The 17,663-nt window shown below is 32.0% G+C and carries 20 protein-coding genes and 2 pseudogenes; 16 read left to right on the top strand and 6 right to left on the bottom strand.

Annotation, left to right across the window (positions count from 1 at the left end; all coding sequences use genetic code 11):
* The first annotated feature begins 4 nt into the window (after nt 1-4).
* Nucleotides 5-289, top strand: a complete 285-nt coding sequence (locus QM956_RS04170) for a DUF5962 family protein (protein WP_049500009.1) — start codon at nt 5-7, stop codon at nt 287-289.
* Between the two features lie 13 nt (nt 290-302).
* Nucleotides 303-599: a DUF5966 family protein gene (locus QM956_RS04165; protein ID WP_261013574.1), complete on the top strand. Its 297-nt coding sequence runs from the start codon at nt 303-305 to the stop codon at nt 597-599.
* Nucleotides 600-612: 13 nt separating this feature from the next.
* On the opposite strand, the gene QM956_RS04160 is transcribed toward QM956_RS04165, so the two are convergent.
* Nucleotides 613-810 (bottom strand): hypothetical protein, encoded by a 198-nt coding sequence (locus QM956_RS04160; RefSeq protein WP_414302256.1) that lies wholly within the window; start codon nt 808-810, stop codon nt 613-615.
* Nucleotides 811-969: 159 nt separating this feature from the next.
* Here QM956_RS04160 and QM956_RS04155 point away from each other — a divergent pair, with 159 nt between their 5' ends.
* The 8 genes and pseudogenes from QM956_RS04155 to tnpA form a co-directional block, all read left to right on the top strand.
* Entirely contained in the window at nt 970-1,611 is a 642-nt protein-coding gene (locus tag QM956_RS04155; protein ID WP_414302255.1) for a peptidylprolyl isomerase, read from the top strand.
* A 9-nt stretch (nt 1,612-1,620) separates the two neighbouring features.
* Nucleotides 1,621-2,706 carry a thioredoxin domain-containing protein gene (locus tag QM956_RS04150; protein ID WP_414302254.1) on the top strand — a complete coding sequence of 362 codons (1,086 nt, stop codon included), beginning with the start codon at nt 1,621-1,623 and terminating at the stop codon, nt 2,704-2,706.
* 50 nt (nt 2,707-2,756) lie between these two features.
* Entirely contained in the window at nt 2,757-2,990 is a 234-nt protein-coding gene (locus QM956_RS04145) for a DUF5965 family protein (RefSeq protein ID WP_000152419.1), read from the top strand.
* Complete coding sequence (locus QM956_RS04140; RefSeq protein WP_414302253.1) at nt 2,987-3,370, top strand: DUF5945 family protein; 384 nt, start codon at nt 2,987-2,989, stop codon at nt 3,368-3,370. The genes QM956_RS04145 and QM956_RS04140 overlap by 4 nt, the downstream gene beginning before the upstream one ends.
* A gap of 37 nt (nt 3,371-3,407) precedes the next feature.
* Nucleotides 3,408-3,683 (top strand): hypothetical protein, encoded by a 276-nt coding sequence (locus QM956_RS04135; RefSeq protein ID WP_414302252.1) that lies wholly within the window; start codon nt 3,408-3,410, stop codon nt 3,681-3,683.
* 544 nt (nt 3,684-4,227) lie between these two features.
* On the top strand, nt 4,228-4,413 hold the full coding sequence (locus QM956_RS04130; protein ID WP_219137295.1) for a bacteriocin class II family protein: 186 nt from the start codon (nt 4,228-4,230) through the stop codon (nt 4,411-4,413).
* A gap of 14 nt (nt 4,414-4,427) precedes the next feature.
* Entirely contained in the window at nt 4,428-4,592 is a 165-nt protein-coding gene (locus tag QM956_RS04125; RefSeq protein WP_219137294.1) for a Blp family class II bacteriocin, read from the top strand.
* A gap of 345 nt (nt 4,593-4,937) precedes the next feature.
* Nucleotides 4,938-5,189, top strand: a pseudogene (tnpA, locus tag QM956_RS04120) (IS200/IS605 family transposase); the annotation flags it as partial.
* Between the two features lie 696 nt (nt 5,190-5,885).
* Here tnpA and QM956_RS04115 read toward each other — a convergent pair.
* Nucleotides 5,886-6,284, bottom strand: a complete 399-nt coding sequence (locus QM956_RS04115) for a hypothetical protein (RefSeq protein ID WP_219137293.1) — start codon at nt 6,282-6,284, stop codon at nt 5,886-5,888.
* A gap of 200 nt (nt 6,285-6,484) precedes the next feature.
* Between QM956_RS04115 and QM956_RS04110 the strand changes: the two genes are divergently transcribed.
* The 3 genes from QM956_RS04110 to QM956_RS04100 are packed head-to-tail and all read left to right on the top strand — an operon-like array spanning nt 6,485 to nt 8,904.
* Nucleotides 6,485-6,817 carry a LytTR family transcriptional regulator DNA-binding domain-containing protein gene (locus QM956_RS04110; protein ID WP_219137292.1) on the top strand — a complete coding sequence of 111 codons (333 nt, stop codon included), beginning with the start codon at nt 6,485-6,487 and terminating at the stop codon, nt 6,815-6,817.
* A gap of 10 nt (nt 6,818-6,827) precedes the next feature.
* Nucleotides 6,828-7,568: a response regulator transcription factor gene (locus tag QM956_RS04105; protein ID WP_219137291.1), complete on the top strand. Its 741-nt coding sequence runs from the start codon at nt 6,828-6,830 to the stop codon at nt 7,566-7,568.
* A gap of 10 nt (nt 7,569-7,578) precedes the next feature.
* Nucleotides 7,579-8,904, top strand: a complete 1,326-nt coding sequence (locus QM956_RS04100) for a GHKL domain-containing protein (RefSeq protein WP_219137290.1) — start codon at nt 7,579-7,581, stop codon at nt 8,902-8,904.
* A gap of 161 nt (nt 8,905-9,065) precedes the next feature.
* Here the strand turns inward: QM956_RS04100 and QM956_RS04095 are convergent.
* From QM956_RS04095 to QM956_RS04085, 3 genes and pseudogenes are all read right to left on the bottom strand, one after another.
* Nucleotides 9,066-9,395 (bottom strand): annotated as a pseudogene (locus QM956_RS04095) (IS5/IS1182 family transposase); the annotation flags it as partial.
* A gap of 456 nt (nt 9,396-9,851) precedes the next feature.
* Nucleotides 9,852-11,210, bottom strand: coding sequence for a bacteriocin secretion accessory protein (locus QM956_RS04090; RefSeq protein WP_247933196.1), 1,359 nt, complete (start codon nt 11,208-11,210; stop codon nt 9,852-9,854).
* Nucleotides 11,211-11,221: 11 nt separating this feature from the next.
* On the bottom strand, nt 11,222-13,375 hold the full coding sequence (locus QM956_RS04085; protein WP_247933197.1) for a peptide cleavage/export ABC transporter: 2,154 nt from the start codon (nt 13,373-13,375) through the stop codon (nt 11,222-11,224).
* A gap of 305 nt (nt 13,376-13,680) precedes the next feature.
* On the opposite strand from QM956_RS04085, the gene QM956_RS04080 reads away from it, so the two are divergent.
* From QM956_RS04080 to QM956_RS04070, 3 genes are all read left to right on the top strand, one after another.
* Complete coding sequence (locus QM956_RS04080) at nt 13,681-13,854, top strand: Blp family class II bacteriocin (RefSeq protein ID WP_219137287.1); 174 nt, start codon at nt 13,681-13,683, stop codon at nt 13,852-13,854.
* Between the two features lie 39 nt (nt 13,855-13,893).
* Nucleotides 13,894-14,094 carry a bacteriocin BlpI gene (locus QM956_RS04075; RefSeq protein ID WP_219137286.1) on the top strand — a complete coding sequence of 67 codons (201 nt, stop codon included), beginning with the start codon at nt 13,894-13,896 and terminating at the stop codon, nt 14,092-14,094.
* A gap of 1,109 nt (nt 14,095-15,203) precedes the next feature.
* Complete coding sequence (locus tag QM956_RS04070; protein WP_219137285.1) at nt 15,204-16,286, top strand: DUF6568 family protein; 1,083 nt, start codon at nt 15,204-15,206, stop codon at nt 16,284-16,286.
* 410 nt (nt 16,287-16,696) lie between these two features.
* Here QM956_RS04070 and QM956_RS04065 read toward each other — a convergent pair whose 3' ends face one another.
* Complete coding sequence (locus QM956_RS04065; protein ID WP_219137284.1) at nt 16,697-17,593, bottom strand: tyrosine-type recombinase/integrase; 897 nt, start codon at nt 17,591-17,593, stop codon at nt 16,697-16,699.
* Nucleotides 17,594-17,663 lie beyond the last annotated feature (70 nt).

The raw sequence follows: 17,663 nt of genomic DNA, 5'->3' as shown, positions 1-17,663 counted from the left end.
GATTATGATGGAAGATACCTATTATCAATTAGAAGAGGCCTTGGTACAGGGATTTCAAACGCCTGAAGAGTATCAAGCTTATAAGGAACTAAAGGAACATTATGAGGAAGTGACGGGGGATTACAGTTTTTCCAAACGAGAACTCACTAGCCAATTGGAAATTGCTCTTCAGAATCATCGAGGCGTGGACTTTGAAGATTATGAGAAAGAGGAGTATTTGGGCTTAGTTCAAAAATTAGAAGAGTTTGATTCCTCTCTTGCCACCCATTATCGTCAATTGATTGACTAGAAAGGAGAAAGTCATGAATGATTTACTCCTTATCCCAGTAATTTTTTTAGCAGTAGGAGGAATTCTCATTCTTTTATGGAGACTCTTTCTTATTGCCAGTGGACTTTTCCTTATTGGTTTTATTAGTTTTCTTATTTTCGTGGAGGTCTATGGAATTTATTTGTTCTTTACTGAACCTAGTTTATATTTTGATGATATCAGACAACATGGTTTAACTAGTTTTACGGCTGTGTACCTTTTCATCAATCTGATGTTGGTTCTAGGATTCAGTTGGCGCTTCATTAACTCCATAAATAAGGAAAAAATATGAACTTTTTAGATAATCAAAAGACTTTATCTGAATCTAAATTCGGATAAGGTTTTTTATTTGCCTTGATTCTTTCATATACTTCATAGCTAAATTGGAGTAATAATGTATGAAAATCATTGTCCTCACTATTATTACTTGTATTTATGGCTTGTTTATGTCGTTCAATATGAGAAAGAGCTCTTCTCAAATTTTCTTCTTTTAATTTGTTCATATTTATATTATAAACTGAAGACAGCTAATTTTGATATTTTTCTCTGAACTGTACGATTTTGCGCCTGAAATGTAGGAATTACCTTTCGTTGTGATGTGATAAAACTTACAAGTTCTTTTTGTTATTCTTGACCTAGTTTTTATAGAAAGAAGGTCTAAGATGTTAAATAAAGTCAAAACTAAAGCCTTAATTAGTGTTGGAGCAGTAGCCGCAACTAGCTTTATTCTCATGATGGGATATACTGCTGGTCAACATTCTACTGCTAAACAAAGTCGCAAAGAAATCGAATTGGCTGCAGCTAAACTTGTAGAGGACAAACAAGCAGAAGATAAAGCCAGCATTTTGTCATCGGATACTGTAAAAGAATTTTTGACTCAGTACTATACGAAAGAAAAGCTCGGAGAAAATAATACACGTATTCAACCTTATATGACTGAATCGGCTTATTCTAAAGAATTGTCAAGTCAAAATGATGCCATGAACCAAGTGTATAAGGATTATATTTTGGATTATCATTTTGAAAAAGCAGATATCTTTGTCAATCAGACTACGAATCAAGCTATTGCCATGGTCTCTTATAATGTAACCTATGTATCTGATTTAAAGAATGCCAACCAATCAAAGACTAATCAGACAGAAACAAGAACAGTTAAGTTATCCTATTCTAAACTACCTGGTAAGTTATTGGTCAACCAAGTACAGGTTTGGAAATCTGGGTTAGATGATTTGGATAAGGCCACTCCTAAAACTTTAGAAGAATCCTCATCTGTTCCATCACTGCCAAATACTACGACAAAATGATGATATTGCATGGAAATAGAAGAATGTAAGCAAATTTCAATTCTTGATGTAGCCAATCGTTTAGGTATCTCCTTTAAACAAGTTTCGAGCAGTGTCTATGAACATCCTGAACACGATTCATTTCGGATTTTTTTAACTACCAATACTTTTAAATGGTTTTCAAGAGATATTCAAGGTGATGTCATTGATTTTGTTCGACTTGTTAAGGGAATCTCTTTTAAAGAAGCTCTAGCCTTTCTTTCTGAAGAACCTTTTCAAAAAGAAGCTGTTCAAGAAAAAAGAGAGAGACCATTTTATTATCCTTTAAAGAGAATAGAAGATTCTAACTGTAGTCTGGCCAGATATTATTTAACAGAATGTAGAGGAATCGCAGAAGAAATCGTACAAAAGATGATTCAACAAGGATTGATGGCACAAGCCACTTGGAAAACAAATGAAACAGTTGAACCTGTTATTGTTTTTAAAAGCTTTGATCATCGTCACAAACTGCAGGCATCAAGCCTACAAGGGATTTATAAGAATCATTCTATCCCAAGAGAGAGGTTAAAAACGATTCTAAAAGGAAGCCATGGACATGTTGGAATATCCTTTGACATTGGTAAACCAAATAGACTGGTCTTTTGTGAATCGTTCATCGACTTGATGAGCTATTACGAACTTCATCAACAAAGTCTATCTGATGTTCGTTTGGTATCTATGGAAGGATTAAAAAGGTCTGTTGTTGCTTATCAAACTTTACGACTGATAGCTGAAGAAAATCAGAAGTTGGAATTTTTAGATACAGTAACACCTTCAAAGTTATTGCCCTTAATCAATACAATTCGTGATACAACCAGCTATTTTTATAATCATCCTGCTTTATTGACACTAGCAGTAGATTGTGATGATGCGGGTAAAGATTTTTCTGATAAGTTATCTCAATCAGGATTTCCTGTTTTACTGGATTTACCTGATAATGAATATGGGAAAGAAAAAAGAGACTGGAACGATATTCTTAGAGAAAAGAAATCAGATTTACAATTGATGATCGAGACTGCAAAAGAGACATTGAGGAATCAACCAGTAAGACAAACCTCTCAATGTTTAGAATTGTGATAACAAAATCAAGATGTTTTAGCTAATATTAGAATGAAGGAGGATCGTATATGACCATTATTGAACGCTTAGAAGAAAAGGTCACTAGGCAAGAAAGTAAGGTAGCAAGAGAGACAGAAAAACTCGCTGCTTATAAAGAACAACTGGAGACAGCGATGTTTGCGACGTTCAAAAGGCGTCAAAGCATTAGTCACATGAGTTTTGAAGAAGCTCTTGACCATGCCTTTGGTAAAGAAAGACAATTCGATGATTCTGAATTTAGAAAGGATGAAATGAGTGAATGACAAAAGATTGGAATTTTAATCAACCATTAGAGAGTAAATCAGAAAATCAAGAAGACCCAGATAAAATTGCGGCCTTATTTGGAAATCATGAAGGAGGTAATGATGTAAATTATGAAGCAGCTTTTCAAAAGCGAAAACAAGCACCTGTGACGGAATCAAATTCTAGTTCTAAACCCAAAGTTACAGAGGTTAGAACAGGAAAAGAGACAGATATCACTACAAGTTATCAGCAACATCTTAAAAGACTGATTGCGGATAACAATAGCGATATTCAAAGTAGTCAAAAGAAAATTGAAGAGCTACATACGTTGATTGACACAAAGAATAAAGACAATAAGAAATTGCAGTCAATTTATGATGCGATTTCCGAATTACACTAAGCAGTCCTGATAGGCTGCTTTTTTTGAGAGGTTATAGATGTTTACAACATTTTTTAAGAAAAATCACGACAATAGTGATGTATTTAAAAAGCTGATTCATAGACTATCTGGTATGCCTGTCCAAGATCTTGAAAAAATAGACCGATTGTTAGATATCATTTTCACTCCAGATCAAGGATCAGAACAACTAAAAACAGAAGCAACTTATAGGGAAGAAACTTTGGACGACACATTAAAGGAAGCAAAGAATCAACTTCATAAGGAACAACTGGAGAAGAATTTAGAGAGATTTAGAAAAGATGGAAGGAAGTGAATCGTTTTATAAAATTTTCTCTGATAAGGGTATAAGGATAGAGCAACTGGAGTTGGTCGAAAGACTGGAATTATCTGATAGCGACAAGTGTACTAATACCAATTACAACTAGTAGAGGGAGAAGATGGAAAAAATGATAAAAATCGTACTGATTTTAATAGCTGTTGGATCTATTTGTTTCTTTCTTTACCATTTTACGAAAATAGAACTATTTGTGACAGACTTTCAGAGGAATAGCCGGGTTACTTTCACTATTTTCTTTGTGGGAGTGAATGGTTGTCTTATTTTTAATTTTATCATACACCTGGTTATATGTTTTAAACGCAATTTAGTATAAGACATGCTATATTGATACTAGTATGGACAGGGGCTTATCCTTAAGAGGTGCATTAATTATCTTAAGCGGTTTGTAAATCTATAAAAAAGACATTTCATGATGTAATTCATACCTTTTGATATTTTTAATTATAATCTTTTATGGTCGTGATATACTAAAGATGTCAAGTTGCAACAGACAAATAAAAGATATGAGGAGGTATTCATCATGAATACACAAACAATTTCACAATTTGAACCTTTGGATACTGAGTTACTTGCCACTGTTGAAGGTGGAAAGAATGAGTGGGCATGTATTTTGTCAGTTGCTGCACTAGGAACTGCGGGAACTATTTATGGCTCTCCTTTAGCTGGTGCTGCTATGGCTGGAATGGCAGCAAGAGTATATTGTTAGTTTAGGAGAAACTTATGAAAAACTATATAAATTTGTCAGAAGAAGAACTTTCTGTTGTTGAAGGTGGAGCCTCAGCTAAGTGTATCTTGGGGACAGCTGCTACATTTTATTTAGCTTCGGGACTGAATCCTGCTGCACTAATTGCTACTGGTATAATTGCTGCAGCAAGTTTTTGCTAGAGATATGAAAAAGATGTTTCCGTTCAATTTTTTGATTTTAGTAAACGGAGTATCTCTAATATATCATTCAGTTAATTTGTTAGAGTTTGGTATTTTTTCAATTTGTTTATTGACTATAGTGATGAATTATGTCTCACGAAAGAAATAGATTGTAGGCCATTCCATTTGAACACTAGCTTTAGCTGGTGTTTTTTATTATGTGACTTTCAGTTCGTCTCGCTCTGTTAGGTGTGAGACAAATAAACCACCTGCTATGCGGGTGTGCGTCGAAGGTTATACCAAAAAAACTCCGAACGCGATACAATAAAGGTGTTCAAGCCAATTGTAAAGCGAAAGGAGAAAAATATGGCACAAAAGGCTCATAGTTTATCGCACACAAAGTGGCACTGTAAGTATCACATTGTGTTCACCCCTAAGTATAAACGAAAAATCATCTATAATCAATATCGAAGTAGTTTAGACGAAATATTTCATCGCTTGTGTAGTTATAAAGGAGTTGAAATTATCGATGGTCACTTAATGCTAGAACATGTACATATGTTAGCAAGTATTCCACCTAGGATAAGTGTTTCGAGTTTCATGGGTTATTTAAAAGGTTGTAACAGTTGGTCCAATCACAGCTAGAATAGTGGCAGCACAGATTTCATTCACACTGGGAATAAAATCTGTAACTGGCAGTTGATATGCTTGGTTTATCACAAATGAAGCGGAGATGAATACATAATTGATAAAACCATTCTTCCTATTGGTAGACATTTAGTGGTCATATTTGTGTTGACAATAGGGTTTAGTAGTATTAAATTTACGAAAAGAAGTATAAATCATAAGGCTGAATAGTTGGTTAAGAGTGGTCTTTTAATCAAGATGAGTTACGGCGACAAAAAAGAAGGCTAGGTATTAATAGCAAACTGTAACTAGGGTATTCACGAGGATAGCAGAACAATTTCTACAATTTCCTTTATACGAGAGACTACTATGAATAAAGAAATTTCAGAACTAAATTGTTATATGTGAGCGAGTGAACTAATTCGTAAATTCTCCGATGACAGCAGGAATATCCCCAAACATAGGTAGGTAACGAACGTCAGCATTAAAAAAATAGCATACGTTCTAATTAATCTCAATAATTCAGACTCAGAATACAGAAGACTGGTAAAATATCAGTACTCTAAAACGGGCATAACGCCTGCTATCAAACTGTAGTAAGAAATCGAAGTAAATCAAAATTCTATGATGAAATGGATGGATGATTACGAATATAAAGTTATAAGACTGAGAATTTATTCAAGACACTTAATCATTCTCATCCTTCTTCAATTCATAGAGCCCAACCAAGTAAAAATGAACTTTATCTTTGATAAACGTTAATGATTTATCGTTAGTGATGTCTATAACACCAAACACTCTATAGTGATTGCGGTAAAGCTCATCATAATCAATCTGACTACCTATGATGATGATTTCTGATTTTTTTGAATGAAATTGGATAGATTTTAAATAGAGGTTCATTTTTTCAGATGTTAAAAACCCCGATTTTATGATAAAATAAATAGAAGATTTATATTTGTAGTTAATTTTATGTCCCTGTAAGATTTTTGTATTTTTAACTATTTTTTTTAAGAAATAATATTTTAAATATAAAGATAAAATATAGCCAAATAAAGAAGAGTGCAGAATTTGAATGGACTTCATAGTTTTCCTTTCTTTTAATATTAGTTTATCAAAAGAAAAAAGATGAGCAATATTGAAATACCAAAGAGTATCTATATTATCATGAAATGTCTAAACTAAGATAATTTTTACCATTTAAGATAGTATAGAAACCTTTTAAGATTTTTATAATTTAATTTCCTTAATTCTGATAATATAAAACCTATAGGAGGAGGCTAAATATGCAAGACTATATTTTATATCAAGGTAGAGCTTTAGTAAGGGTACCACTATCTCAAATTTATTATGTCACAACGCATCCAACAAAAGCTCATGCTGTTCTTTTTGTAACAGCAGAAGGAAATTTTGAAGCTTCAACCTCTTTAGCTAAAATTGAAGAGGAAAGTTCAGAAGAGCTTATTAGATGTCATAGAAAGTTTCTTGTTAATAAATATAAAATAGCAGGATTTAATCATGAGACAAGAACGATTATGTTTATGGATAATAGAGTTTCAGATATTTCTTGTTCTAGGAGATATTTTACAATCTTAAAAAACAAATGGAAAAAGATGTAAGGGAGAAGAAGTGAATATTTTTATACTAGAAGACAATTTTATACAACAAACTAGAATTGAAAATATTGTAAAAAAAATTTTGTTTGAAAACAAAATCGAGTGTAGACATTTTGAAGTTTATGGGAAACCTCATCAACTTTTAGAAAATATTTCAGAGAGAGGAAGTCATCAATTATTTTTACTTGATATTGAAATAAAAGATGATGACCAAAGAGGGTTGGATGTTGCAAGAGAAATTAGAAAACGTGATTCTCAAGCTGTGATTGCTTTTGTAACAACACATTCTGAGTTTATGCCTGTATCTTTCGAATATTTAGTATCAGCTATTGATTTTATTGATAAAGAATTACCTGAACCAACATTTATCAAACGAATTGAAAATGTGATTTCAAGTGTTTGCGATAATCAAGGGAGAACAGTATCTGAGGACTCTTTTGTATTTACAGGACCTAAAGCTCAGATTCAAGTCCCTTTTAAAGATTTATTATATATTGAAACATCGACAATTGCCCATAAGTTGACACTCTATTCAAAACGAGACATCGTTGAGTTTTATGGACAATTATCTGAAATCATAGAACAGGAACCACGCTTATTTCAATGCCATAGATCGTTTATCGTAAATCCTTATAATATATCCTTAATTGATAAAGAAAATCGGGTAGTTCATTTTCAAAACGGGTCTTCTTGTATTGTATCTAGGTTAAAAATTCGTTCACTCTTGAAAGTTGTAGAAAGACTTCATGACTAAGGAGATTTAGATGATATTTTTGCTAGATATTATAGGTGTTTTTCTATTGTTATGTATCCATTCTAAGGTTGTAGATGAGAGATTAAACCTAAAAAAAGTAGTAGTATCCATTATTCTGTACTATCTTTCAACATTACTATTTATTGTTGTATTTGAATCAACTGAATTTTATTTTTTTGGGTCATTATTGATTTATCCAACTTTTTTTATACTATATACTTTGTCTATTGGTGAATTAAGAAGTAAGGTTTCTTTATTACTTTTTTACTCATTATTTCCACTTGGATTTTGGGATGTCATCAAAAACTTTTTAGGTTACTTTGTAATTTCTAAGATTCCAATATTGCATAGACTATACGAAACTAATCTAGGAACAATGATTTTCTCTTTATTAGCTGAAATTATTGTGTTTTTTCTTATTAGTCTCTTTCGATATAATTTTAGTCATTTAAAAATAAAGAACTTGGATACAAAGACAAAATTTATTTTAATTACTGCGGATACTTTAATGCTAGCTTATTTTATCTTACCATCTTATATAAACTATAGTGATAAAATAAGTTGGGATAGAATGTTGGATTATAAAGAATTATTGACAGCAGTTTACTTTTTATTGTTTATTTGTTTTGTTAATCTCTTGGATAGAAAATTACTTCAAGAATTACAGGAGAAAGTCGTTTTACAAAAAGAAATTCAATTGCAAAATCTTAGTCATTATAGTCAACAAGTTGAAGGGTTGTATCAAGAAATTAGAAGCTTTAGACATGATTATGCTAATATTTTGTCCAGCTTAAAAATAGGTATAGATCAAAAAGATATTAATCTAGTTTCTCAAGTTTATGATAGTGTTTTAAAAAATTCTGGTGAAAAATTAAAAGGTAAGCGTTTTGACGTAGCACAACTAAGAAATATCAATGATTTGGCGCTAAAGAGTTTACTATTATCTAAGTTATCGGAGGCCCAAAACTTATCTGTTCCAGTTTCCCTGGAGATTAGTGAACAGTTCTCTATAAAAAATATGGAACAAATTGACTTCTTAACAATTACTTCTATCTTGTTAGATAATGCTATAGAGTCCGCAGCAGAAGGAGGAATAGCAGTTTGTTTTCTTGAGGATACAGAATGGAATAAATTAGTCATGATTGTTAAAAATTCTACTTTAGAAAGAGAGATCGAACTGAGAGATATATTCAAGCGTGACAATTCTTCAAAAGGAGTAGGACGGGGTATAGGATTGGCCAATGTTCGAAGAATCTTAAAATCTTATCCAAATGTATGTTTGAAAACTACAAGTAAAAATTATGTCTTTACACAGATTTTGGAAATAGAACTTTAAAAGAGCTATCATTCTTAGGATATTCTATTGAATATTTTAAGGAGGGGCTCTTTTGTTATAGCTTTATAGACATTTAAATGTGAAATAGTTCTAGTTTAAAAATTAGATTTTTAAACATATTTTCTATATAAAAAGTTTCACAATAATATTATATACTTCTATATGAAATTTATAATACGTTTTAATTTATCAGTATTATTAATTGTTTTATAGTTAACATAGGTATCTTGGTTAAACAATTTCATGGGGATCACTTCCTCATTTACTTGAACGATTTTATGTTCGGAGAACACTTGACGAAAATAAGCGTACAATGTTATCTTCATGAGCATAGTTGGATGAAAGGCAGTATAAGAGGTCTCTTCCAGTAACACTTAGTTAGGGATACTGTCTATAAAGAGGATGATCATTCTCGATTCGTGAGTTGTTGGAATATCGTAGGCAAGATTTACTTCTAAACTTAATTGATTTGTGTTATAATCTTTATACATTGTAATGGATTTATAATTGTTTTTTCTTATTTTAATTATAAATCATGATATCAAAAAAAACGAGCATTTCCGCAATTCAGAAATGCTCGTTTTTTTGATAGTTAGAAGTGGTTTTTGCCCAGCTTCACTAACTAGTTCTCACGACAGATGCTAGCTGATAAAAAACTACTACAGTTGACAAATAGTCAATTATGTTTAATGTTTTTTTGTCTATAATTAAAGGTTTGACTAGTTAAGAAATCGAGAATATCTGTGCTTGTTAAGCATAAGATTATCAAAATTCTTCCAGAGGTTTCCTCCATAAATCTTTAACAGATCTTCAGAACTTATTGTTGGAAACTTTTTTAGAGATAATTGTTTTTTGTCCATTTTTTAGAACTCCTTCGTTTATATCCTAATTATAAATAAAATATTTTGAAAATCCCAAAAGGTACCTATATGATTATAAAGTGTTATCTATAAGTTATTGAGGATTTTATCTTTATAGTAATCAAAGTAAGTTTTTTTAGCAATGATACTCGTTACTTGGCCTTGTAAACCATATTGTATGATGTTACTGTCTTTATCTGGTATTTGAGCTAGTGCAGTCACTTTAAAAAGATTTCCTTGTTCAGTTTTTGTTGCTGTTCTATCAATAGAATTTATTTTCCCAATTATTGTGGTGCTTTGATTTCCGATTTTTTCTAGTTTAAGACGTGCGACCTGATCTTCTTTAAGTAAAGGGACATACTCAGAAGTGACATAGTAAGTGATAAGTACCTCTTTAGTTTCTTGAATAATGGGGTAAATTTGGGCGATTTCACTACCGTTTGGAATTAGAGTTTTTCCATCAAATTCATTATTTAAATGAATGATTCCTGTACCTGGGGCTTTAATAGTGTTGTGTTCAAAGTTAACATTTGCTTGACCAAGTTGAGCTGTCAGCTCTGTGATTTGTGTTTCAACAGTTGTCAGCTGTTGAGATGCCGATTGTAGAAATTGGGTTCGTAGGACTTCTACTTTGGTTCCTAAACTACTATCGTAAGTCGCAACACTTCCTGTACCTGCTCGTTGAATATTAAGACTAGCGATAGAGGATTTTAGACTTGAGATACTCTGATTAATTTGAGAAAGATATTGATCAGCTAATCCTTGCTGAGATTGTTGCTGGGATTGGACTAAGTAGGAATTTAAAGTAGCTTTGTGTGGATTGCTAGCCGACAAACTCGAACTTTTATTAGTGATAGCTTGACTAAGTTCCTCATACTCTGCTATTTGTTTGTAGATATTATTGATTTGTTTCTCTATAGCAGTGGCGGTATTTCCTGCTAAAGCTAGTTGATTATTAACCTCTGCATTGGTTTTAGAGATGCCTAACTCTATATCTTGAGATTGTGTGATAAAGTTGTTAAAGGTATTAATATAACCGAACTCATCTTCTCCTGTAAAGAGGTTATTTCCTTGTGACAGACTTGCTTTGAGAGTCTCGATTGCAGTTTTTTGCCGATTTAGGGTAGCTAGCTGTGTTTCAAGAGCTTGTTTTTGGGATTTCTCCATTGTTTCAGCGTATTTGATAACGACGTCATCTTTTTTGACCGATTGGTTATTGGACAGATTATTAGTTGTTATGGTGTTATTGCTAGTTGATTGGATTGAAGCGATGACTTGAGTTGGTGTAATCTCTCCTCTCGATGTGACGGTGACTTCTTTTTGGGCAAATAGAGAGAAGATAAGCAAGAAACTTAGTAATAGGACTAATGGTACAATTAAGAGTGTCGCAAAATTATGGTAGCGGCGCTGATAAAATTCTGCACTTTTAAATAGCTTTGGGTTCATGATAAGTCTCCTTATTTGCTAAATAAATGATGATAGAAACCTTGTTTGCTCATCAATTCTTGATGAGAGCCAGTCTCTATAACTTTCCCTTGGTTAAGGACAATGACTTGGTTAGTTCGTTCAGATATACTAAGACGATGGGCAACAAAGATGATGGTCTTGTCAGTCATGGCCATCAAATTTTCAATAACCTTTTTTTCAGTTAAAACATCAAGTCCGCTAGTTGCTTCATCAAGAATAAGTACAGGAGCTTTAGTCAGTAATGCTCTAGCCAAAGCAATCCGTTGTTTTTGACCACCTGATAATCCAGCTCCATCTGATAGTTCTGTTTGGTATCCCATAGGCATTTGTTCGATGTCTTGGCGAATTTCTGCTATCTCACAGGCTTTGATAATATCTTCTTGACTAATCATTTGATTAGCTCCCAAGGTTAGGTTTTCTAAGATTGATCCACTAAAAATATAAGCTTGTTGAGGTAGGTAGTTGATGTGTTGTCGAAGAACCTTTTTATCAATCATTTTGAGATCATTGTTGTTAATAGTGATTCGTCCCTTGTAAGGTTCAAAGAAGTTGACAATCATTTTAGCCAAGGTCGTTTTCCCTGATCCGCTAATTCCCACTATACTGACCTTATCACCTTGTTTGATAGATAGATTTATGTTATTTAGGGTGTCGCGTCCAAAACCATATTTATATGAAATGTCTTCAAAACAAATATCACCAGCCAGAAACGGTGAATCAGTTAAGGTCTGAGTATTTTTGAACTCAGATTCGACTAAGTAAACTTCATTAAGACGGTTGTTGGCTACCTTTGCAGACTGAAGTTTTGTTTGGAGGTTGATGATATTTTCCAAGGGATTAGTAAAGTAAGATAAGAGTGTGTTAAACGTAATCAATTGTCCAACGGAAATTTTACCTGTCATAACTATCTGAGCACCAAACCACAAAATAACAATATTCAGTATGAGTTGAGCTCCCTGTTTAAGGCTGCTCTGTAGGATAGAATATTTACTGAGTTTGAAAGATTTGTCCAAATAATCCACGAATTCGCTATCAATCTTTTGGTATCGAATTTCTTCACTAGTTAGGGATTTGATGGTTTCTACACCATTGATATCTTCAATAATAGCAGAGCTTACCATGGAATTGCTCTGCATTACATCGTTATTCATCTTTTCAAAGGGCTTCATAAAAGCAAAAATAATGATGATGTAAATAGGAACTGATATTAGTGAGAGAAGGAAGAGGTTGGTGTTTTGTACCAAAAGTACACTACCAATAATGAACAATATAGAGACATCAAGGAAGAGTGACAAAATCGTCGAAGCGAGAGCGTCAATGATTGAATTGGCATCTGTAAAACGAGAGATGACCTCACCGGTTCGCCGTGTCGCAAAGAAGGACATAGGAAGTTCAAAGATGTGGCGAATATAGGAGAGAATCACATCAATACTTAATCGCTGACTAAGTACGGTCAAGAGGTAATCTCGTGAGAAACTCATCATCTGTTGAAGTATATAGGTGATAATCAGTCCAATGGAGATAATGCCAAGAGTTGATTTCATCTGATTAGGAATATATTCATCTAAAATTCCTTGAAGATAGTATGAGCCACCAATATTGATAAGAGTCACCAAGAGACTAGCTAAAATGATATAAAAAATAAGTGAGCGTTGCTTGAAAATTAAGGGGAGAAAGCTCATCAAACCATTTTTTTTATCCTTATGAGGTTTATAGCTGGGAGATGGAGCCAGAAAGATAGCTACACCTGTCCATTCGGAAGCAAATCTCTCTTTGGTCATTTTTGTTACTTTGACAGTAGGATCAGGATCACCAATGATAAGATATTTTTTTATATTTTGATAGACAACGTAGTAGTGTTGTAGTTTGCCCTCTTTATTAACATGAACGATAAATGGATAAGGTAAGTCTTCCGTTTCAAAGAGGCTCATATCCGCTTGGATAGCTCTTGTTTCAAAATTCATTTCTTTGGCTGCTTTGACGATACCAAGAGCAGTCGTTCCTTCTTTATTTGTTTTAGCTAGTTCTCGCAAATGAGCTAAGGAATAGTCAGAACCATAAAACTTTGCAATAGACGCTAAAGCGGCGACTCCACAGTCCCTAGCGTCGATTTGAGGGATAAAGGTTCGTTTGTAAGATGTCATTTGTTAAATCCTTTCTTTTTATTTACAAGACTATTATGACAAAAAATAGGTAGAAAAAGTGATTAAATCTTAAATGGAGCATATAATATCTTGAGTGGTATTTTTGGGTTTGAAAATTAGTTAACACCATTTTGTTAACAGCATATTTTTAATCATAAATGGTTACAAATTATGAAAAAATACGTTTCGTGATGAAAATCGTACATTTAAAGACTTTACGGTAAAACTCTCTTTTGTTCTGCTATACTGAACTTGTCAGGGTTACAATCTGACAAAAAATATCTATTATATAGGAGGTATTCATTATGAATACAATGGTGAAACAATTTGAAGTAATGGATGAAGTAATGCTATCCAATATTGAAGGTGGAGTTTCATGCTTTGAAGGTATTGTTGGTATAGGAGGTCTTGGTGCTGTAGCAGGACCTTGGGGAGTACTTGGAGGAGTGTTAGTAGGAGTTGCAAGTTTTTGCATGTAATAATTTTTAGCTAAAACAAAATTTTAAGGAATTATAATTATGACATTTGATATTTTAGAAAAATTTGATACAGTTGATACGAGCGAACTAACTATCATTAATGGTGGTTTAGATGCTGCACGATGTATTGTTGGTACACTGGGTTCTACTATTTTGGGTGGTGCTGGTTTTGGACCTGGTGGAGCTATTGTAGGATTTCTTGGTGGAACTGGAGCTTTTTGCTACGATACAGTTAGTTGAGGCATAAATGAAGCGTTGTTTTATATTTGCAATTAGTTTTATAATGACGACTATAGTCCTAAACATTTTATTCGGATCAAATACTATTATTCATAAATTTATTGCTGTAATAGGTATTATGATGTATTACAGAGGTGTTTTTAGAGAGTATAAAAGATATTAAAATCATTTCAAATTTGTTAAATTTCATAATCTTAATTTAACTCATTTGTACAATATAATAATCAAATAGGCTGGGAAAAGTCTTTAAAATCAGAAAAACGCATATTATCAGGTATTGAATGAACAACCTTGATATTATGCGTTTTATTGTAGTGAGATTCACACTATTTTTCCTAAAAATGAGTTTTTGACTAGCCTAATTATTTGGGTACGATGAGAAGGTCAAGTATCTCATCTGAGGTATAAGTTCTCCGTGAGAACCCGCTACTGGTGGGCTAAATAGTTACTCGTAAGCAGGATAATCATGAGGTAGTAGGAAGAGGAAGGGATAGTAAGTCATGTATAGTAGATGAGGGATTTCAGAACTCTAAAGTTCAAATAGGTATATGTAAATCACGAGAGTAATGAGGAAAGATGTACAACTTATATATTGAGGTGAGATTCTGATGATAGCTGAAAGCATAGTTAACAACGAATCATGAGAAGTCAGTCAATCCTATAGTAGTCAGGATGATTCTATAATGGAAGAGGAGCGAAAGGGTACACAATTGAAAGTAGAATTGTCTGTTTTTATTATTTGTTTGGTAGGATGGTAGTATGAAAACATAAATGGTGGTTATTGTTCATAAAATATAGGAAATCCGAATAAAACGCTTATGTAGCCTGAGAGAGGAGGTAGTTAAGAAATCTTTTTAAAAATAAATATGATTGTGTTAATCATTATTTTGAAAGTAAATGATGTTTCTATTCTGCAGAGCGAAAAATATCATAATCAGTATTTTTACAATTAAATATATTCCAGATTAAGATAATTATAATTTTTTGATAAATGAATATTATATAGTAAAATACCATTTCGGTATAATATAGCTACCTTTTAGGATTTGCTTGAAAATTTAATTTAAAAATGTGTAAAATAAAATTATCAATAAAAAAGGAGCCACATTATGAAGAAATATTTATTACAATCATTATTAGTTAGTACTGCAGTATTAGTCACCATTAGTCCGAATCTTGTTTTAGCTGAAAGTGCTGAAACAAAATTTTCTGATACAGTGCCATCAACTTTAAATTTAGCACCAGCTGTAATAGAAACTAGTAACGAATCTTTACTTGAACAAAAATCTACCGATAGTGAAAATGTTCAGCAATCGACGAAGGAAATTACTAAGAAAGAAACTGATGACGTGAACTCAGTAACATCTGAAGAATACGCTTCAAATGTGTCTGATTTTAATAAAATTAGTATTGCTGAAGTTCGTCAGATATTCACTTCAGAAGATTCGGAACATACTTTATATTTTGGAAGAGGGTCATGTTATCATTGTCGTGAATTTTCTGGAGTATTGAAAGAGTTTAATATGCTGATTGATAAAAAGTTAGAATATTACGATATAGATGGTGCTGATTTTGATGATTCTGCTAAAGAGTTCATTTTTAAAACAATCGGTATTCCTGGAACGCCAACAATTATTTATTTTAAAAATGGTAAAACTATTTCTGGTTGGGTTGGTGGAGGAATAACTGCACAACAACTTTACGATTATCTCTATTTTGGAAAAACTGATGAGAAGCCGAAAAGAGAATTTGAAAATGATAATAAAAATATTATAAATCCAGAAAATTCAATGCAAACTATGGATATTAAAGAGGATACAGTCAAAATTAAAACAATTGCAAATCAAATCCCTAAAGATATTCCACTCTCTGACGAAAATTTACAGAAAAAGATTTTAGTTAAATCACAAGATACTTTTGGAAAGACTATTGAAAATATAGAGGATAATTCTAAAGATAGTGTAGTTGCTGTTAAAAATCAGGAGAATCCTGAACTACTTTACAGTAAATTTAATGAATATAAATCAGATTTTATAGCATCAACTAATTTTAAAAAAATAGAATCGGAAGTAAAAAATTTACCCCAAACAGGAGAAGAACAATCGATTAACTTTGTTCGTTTAGGAATCGCCTTATTTATTACTGGAATTTTTATAATAAGTAGTCATTTAAATACTAAAAATAAAGTATAAAATCATAAGAGTATAGTAATCTACTGGGAATAGATCATATTAGATATTTATGAGAAACAATGTAGATAATCTTTTTACCAAATTTTCAAAATAAAAATAAGTAAATAAATTGAGAAATTTACCTAAGTAGGAAATAAATTTCTCAATTTATTTTATTGTGGGAGGATTTTATTCGATTTTACAGTAATTAAGTTCATTTATCAATCTCTTTTTATTATATTTAAGAATATTTGAAGACAGTATTTTAGAAAACAATTATGGAGTTCTTAATACAGAATATATTATAAATGCTGATTCAAAGTGAAGTTTTATATGTTTTTTGATTTTGTTGAGCATAAAATCTATTAACTAAAGTCGAACTACAAAAATTAATTTTAGATGAACTAAACTGTAGGCTTTGGAAAGTTCTCTTATTCGATTTCAGAATGAAACGCTGATACAGGATTAAAAGAACTAAGTATTTCTTTTTGTTTTGAATGAGATACGTGAGTATAGATTTGTGTGATTGATATAGAACTGTGTCCAAGAATTTGTTGAATATATCGAATATCTACATCACTATCTAGAAGCATTGTCGCAAAGCTATGTCTAAACATATGCGGTGTAATAGTTCTAGAAAAGTTATTTTGTTCAACGATTCTCTTTATTACTAAACGTACACTTTGCTCTGACAATGGTTTAAGTGAATGTTTCCCTGGGAACAAGAAATCATTGGATTCATTTCTTGTTTTATTTATATATGTTTCTAATAAATTGAATGTTTTTTGATCTCCTAAAAATAGGATACGTTCTTTCTTACCCTTTCCTATAATATGGAGTGTCTTATTGGACAGATTAATGTCTTTGAGATGAATGTGGCAAAGTTCAGAAATTCTGATGCCTGTTGAAAGTAAAAGTGAAATAATTAGTAGATTTCTTTCAGCGTGTTGTTTTTGATAGTCAGTTTTAGATACAATTACTTTCCGTTCTAAATATATAAAAATGCTTTTCAGAATGTCATACGGAATCGTTTTAGGCAATACTTTTTCAGTTCTAAATTGAAAGCGCAATTGATTGAAGGGATTCTCTTCAATTATGTTCTGGTATTTTAGATAGTTATAAAACACCTTCATACAAGCAATTTTTCTTCTTAATGTATTCGTTTTTATGTTAGATCGTGTCAACTGTTCTATATAGGATTCGACATTATCATAGTCTGAGTTATAAAATTGCATAAGATCATTCTTATAAGCGCGAATCGTGTGCGAACTCAAACGCTTATGAGTTTTGCAATAATCTAAGTAAGTAGAAATAAGTTTATAATCCATAAAAATCTCCTTTATCAATAATCATGCTATTATAAACCTATTTAGGTGCTTTGTATAGCGATAATAAATT

It is taken from the genome of Streptococcus mitis, from assembly GCF_047460035.1.
Taxonomy (GTDB): domain Bacteria; phylum Bacillota; class Bacilli; order Lactobacillales; family Streptococcaceae; genus Streptococcus; species Streptococcus mitis_DW.
This window is presented reverse-complemented; position numbering and strand designations above follow the sequence as displayed.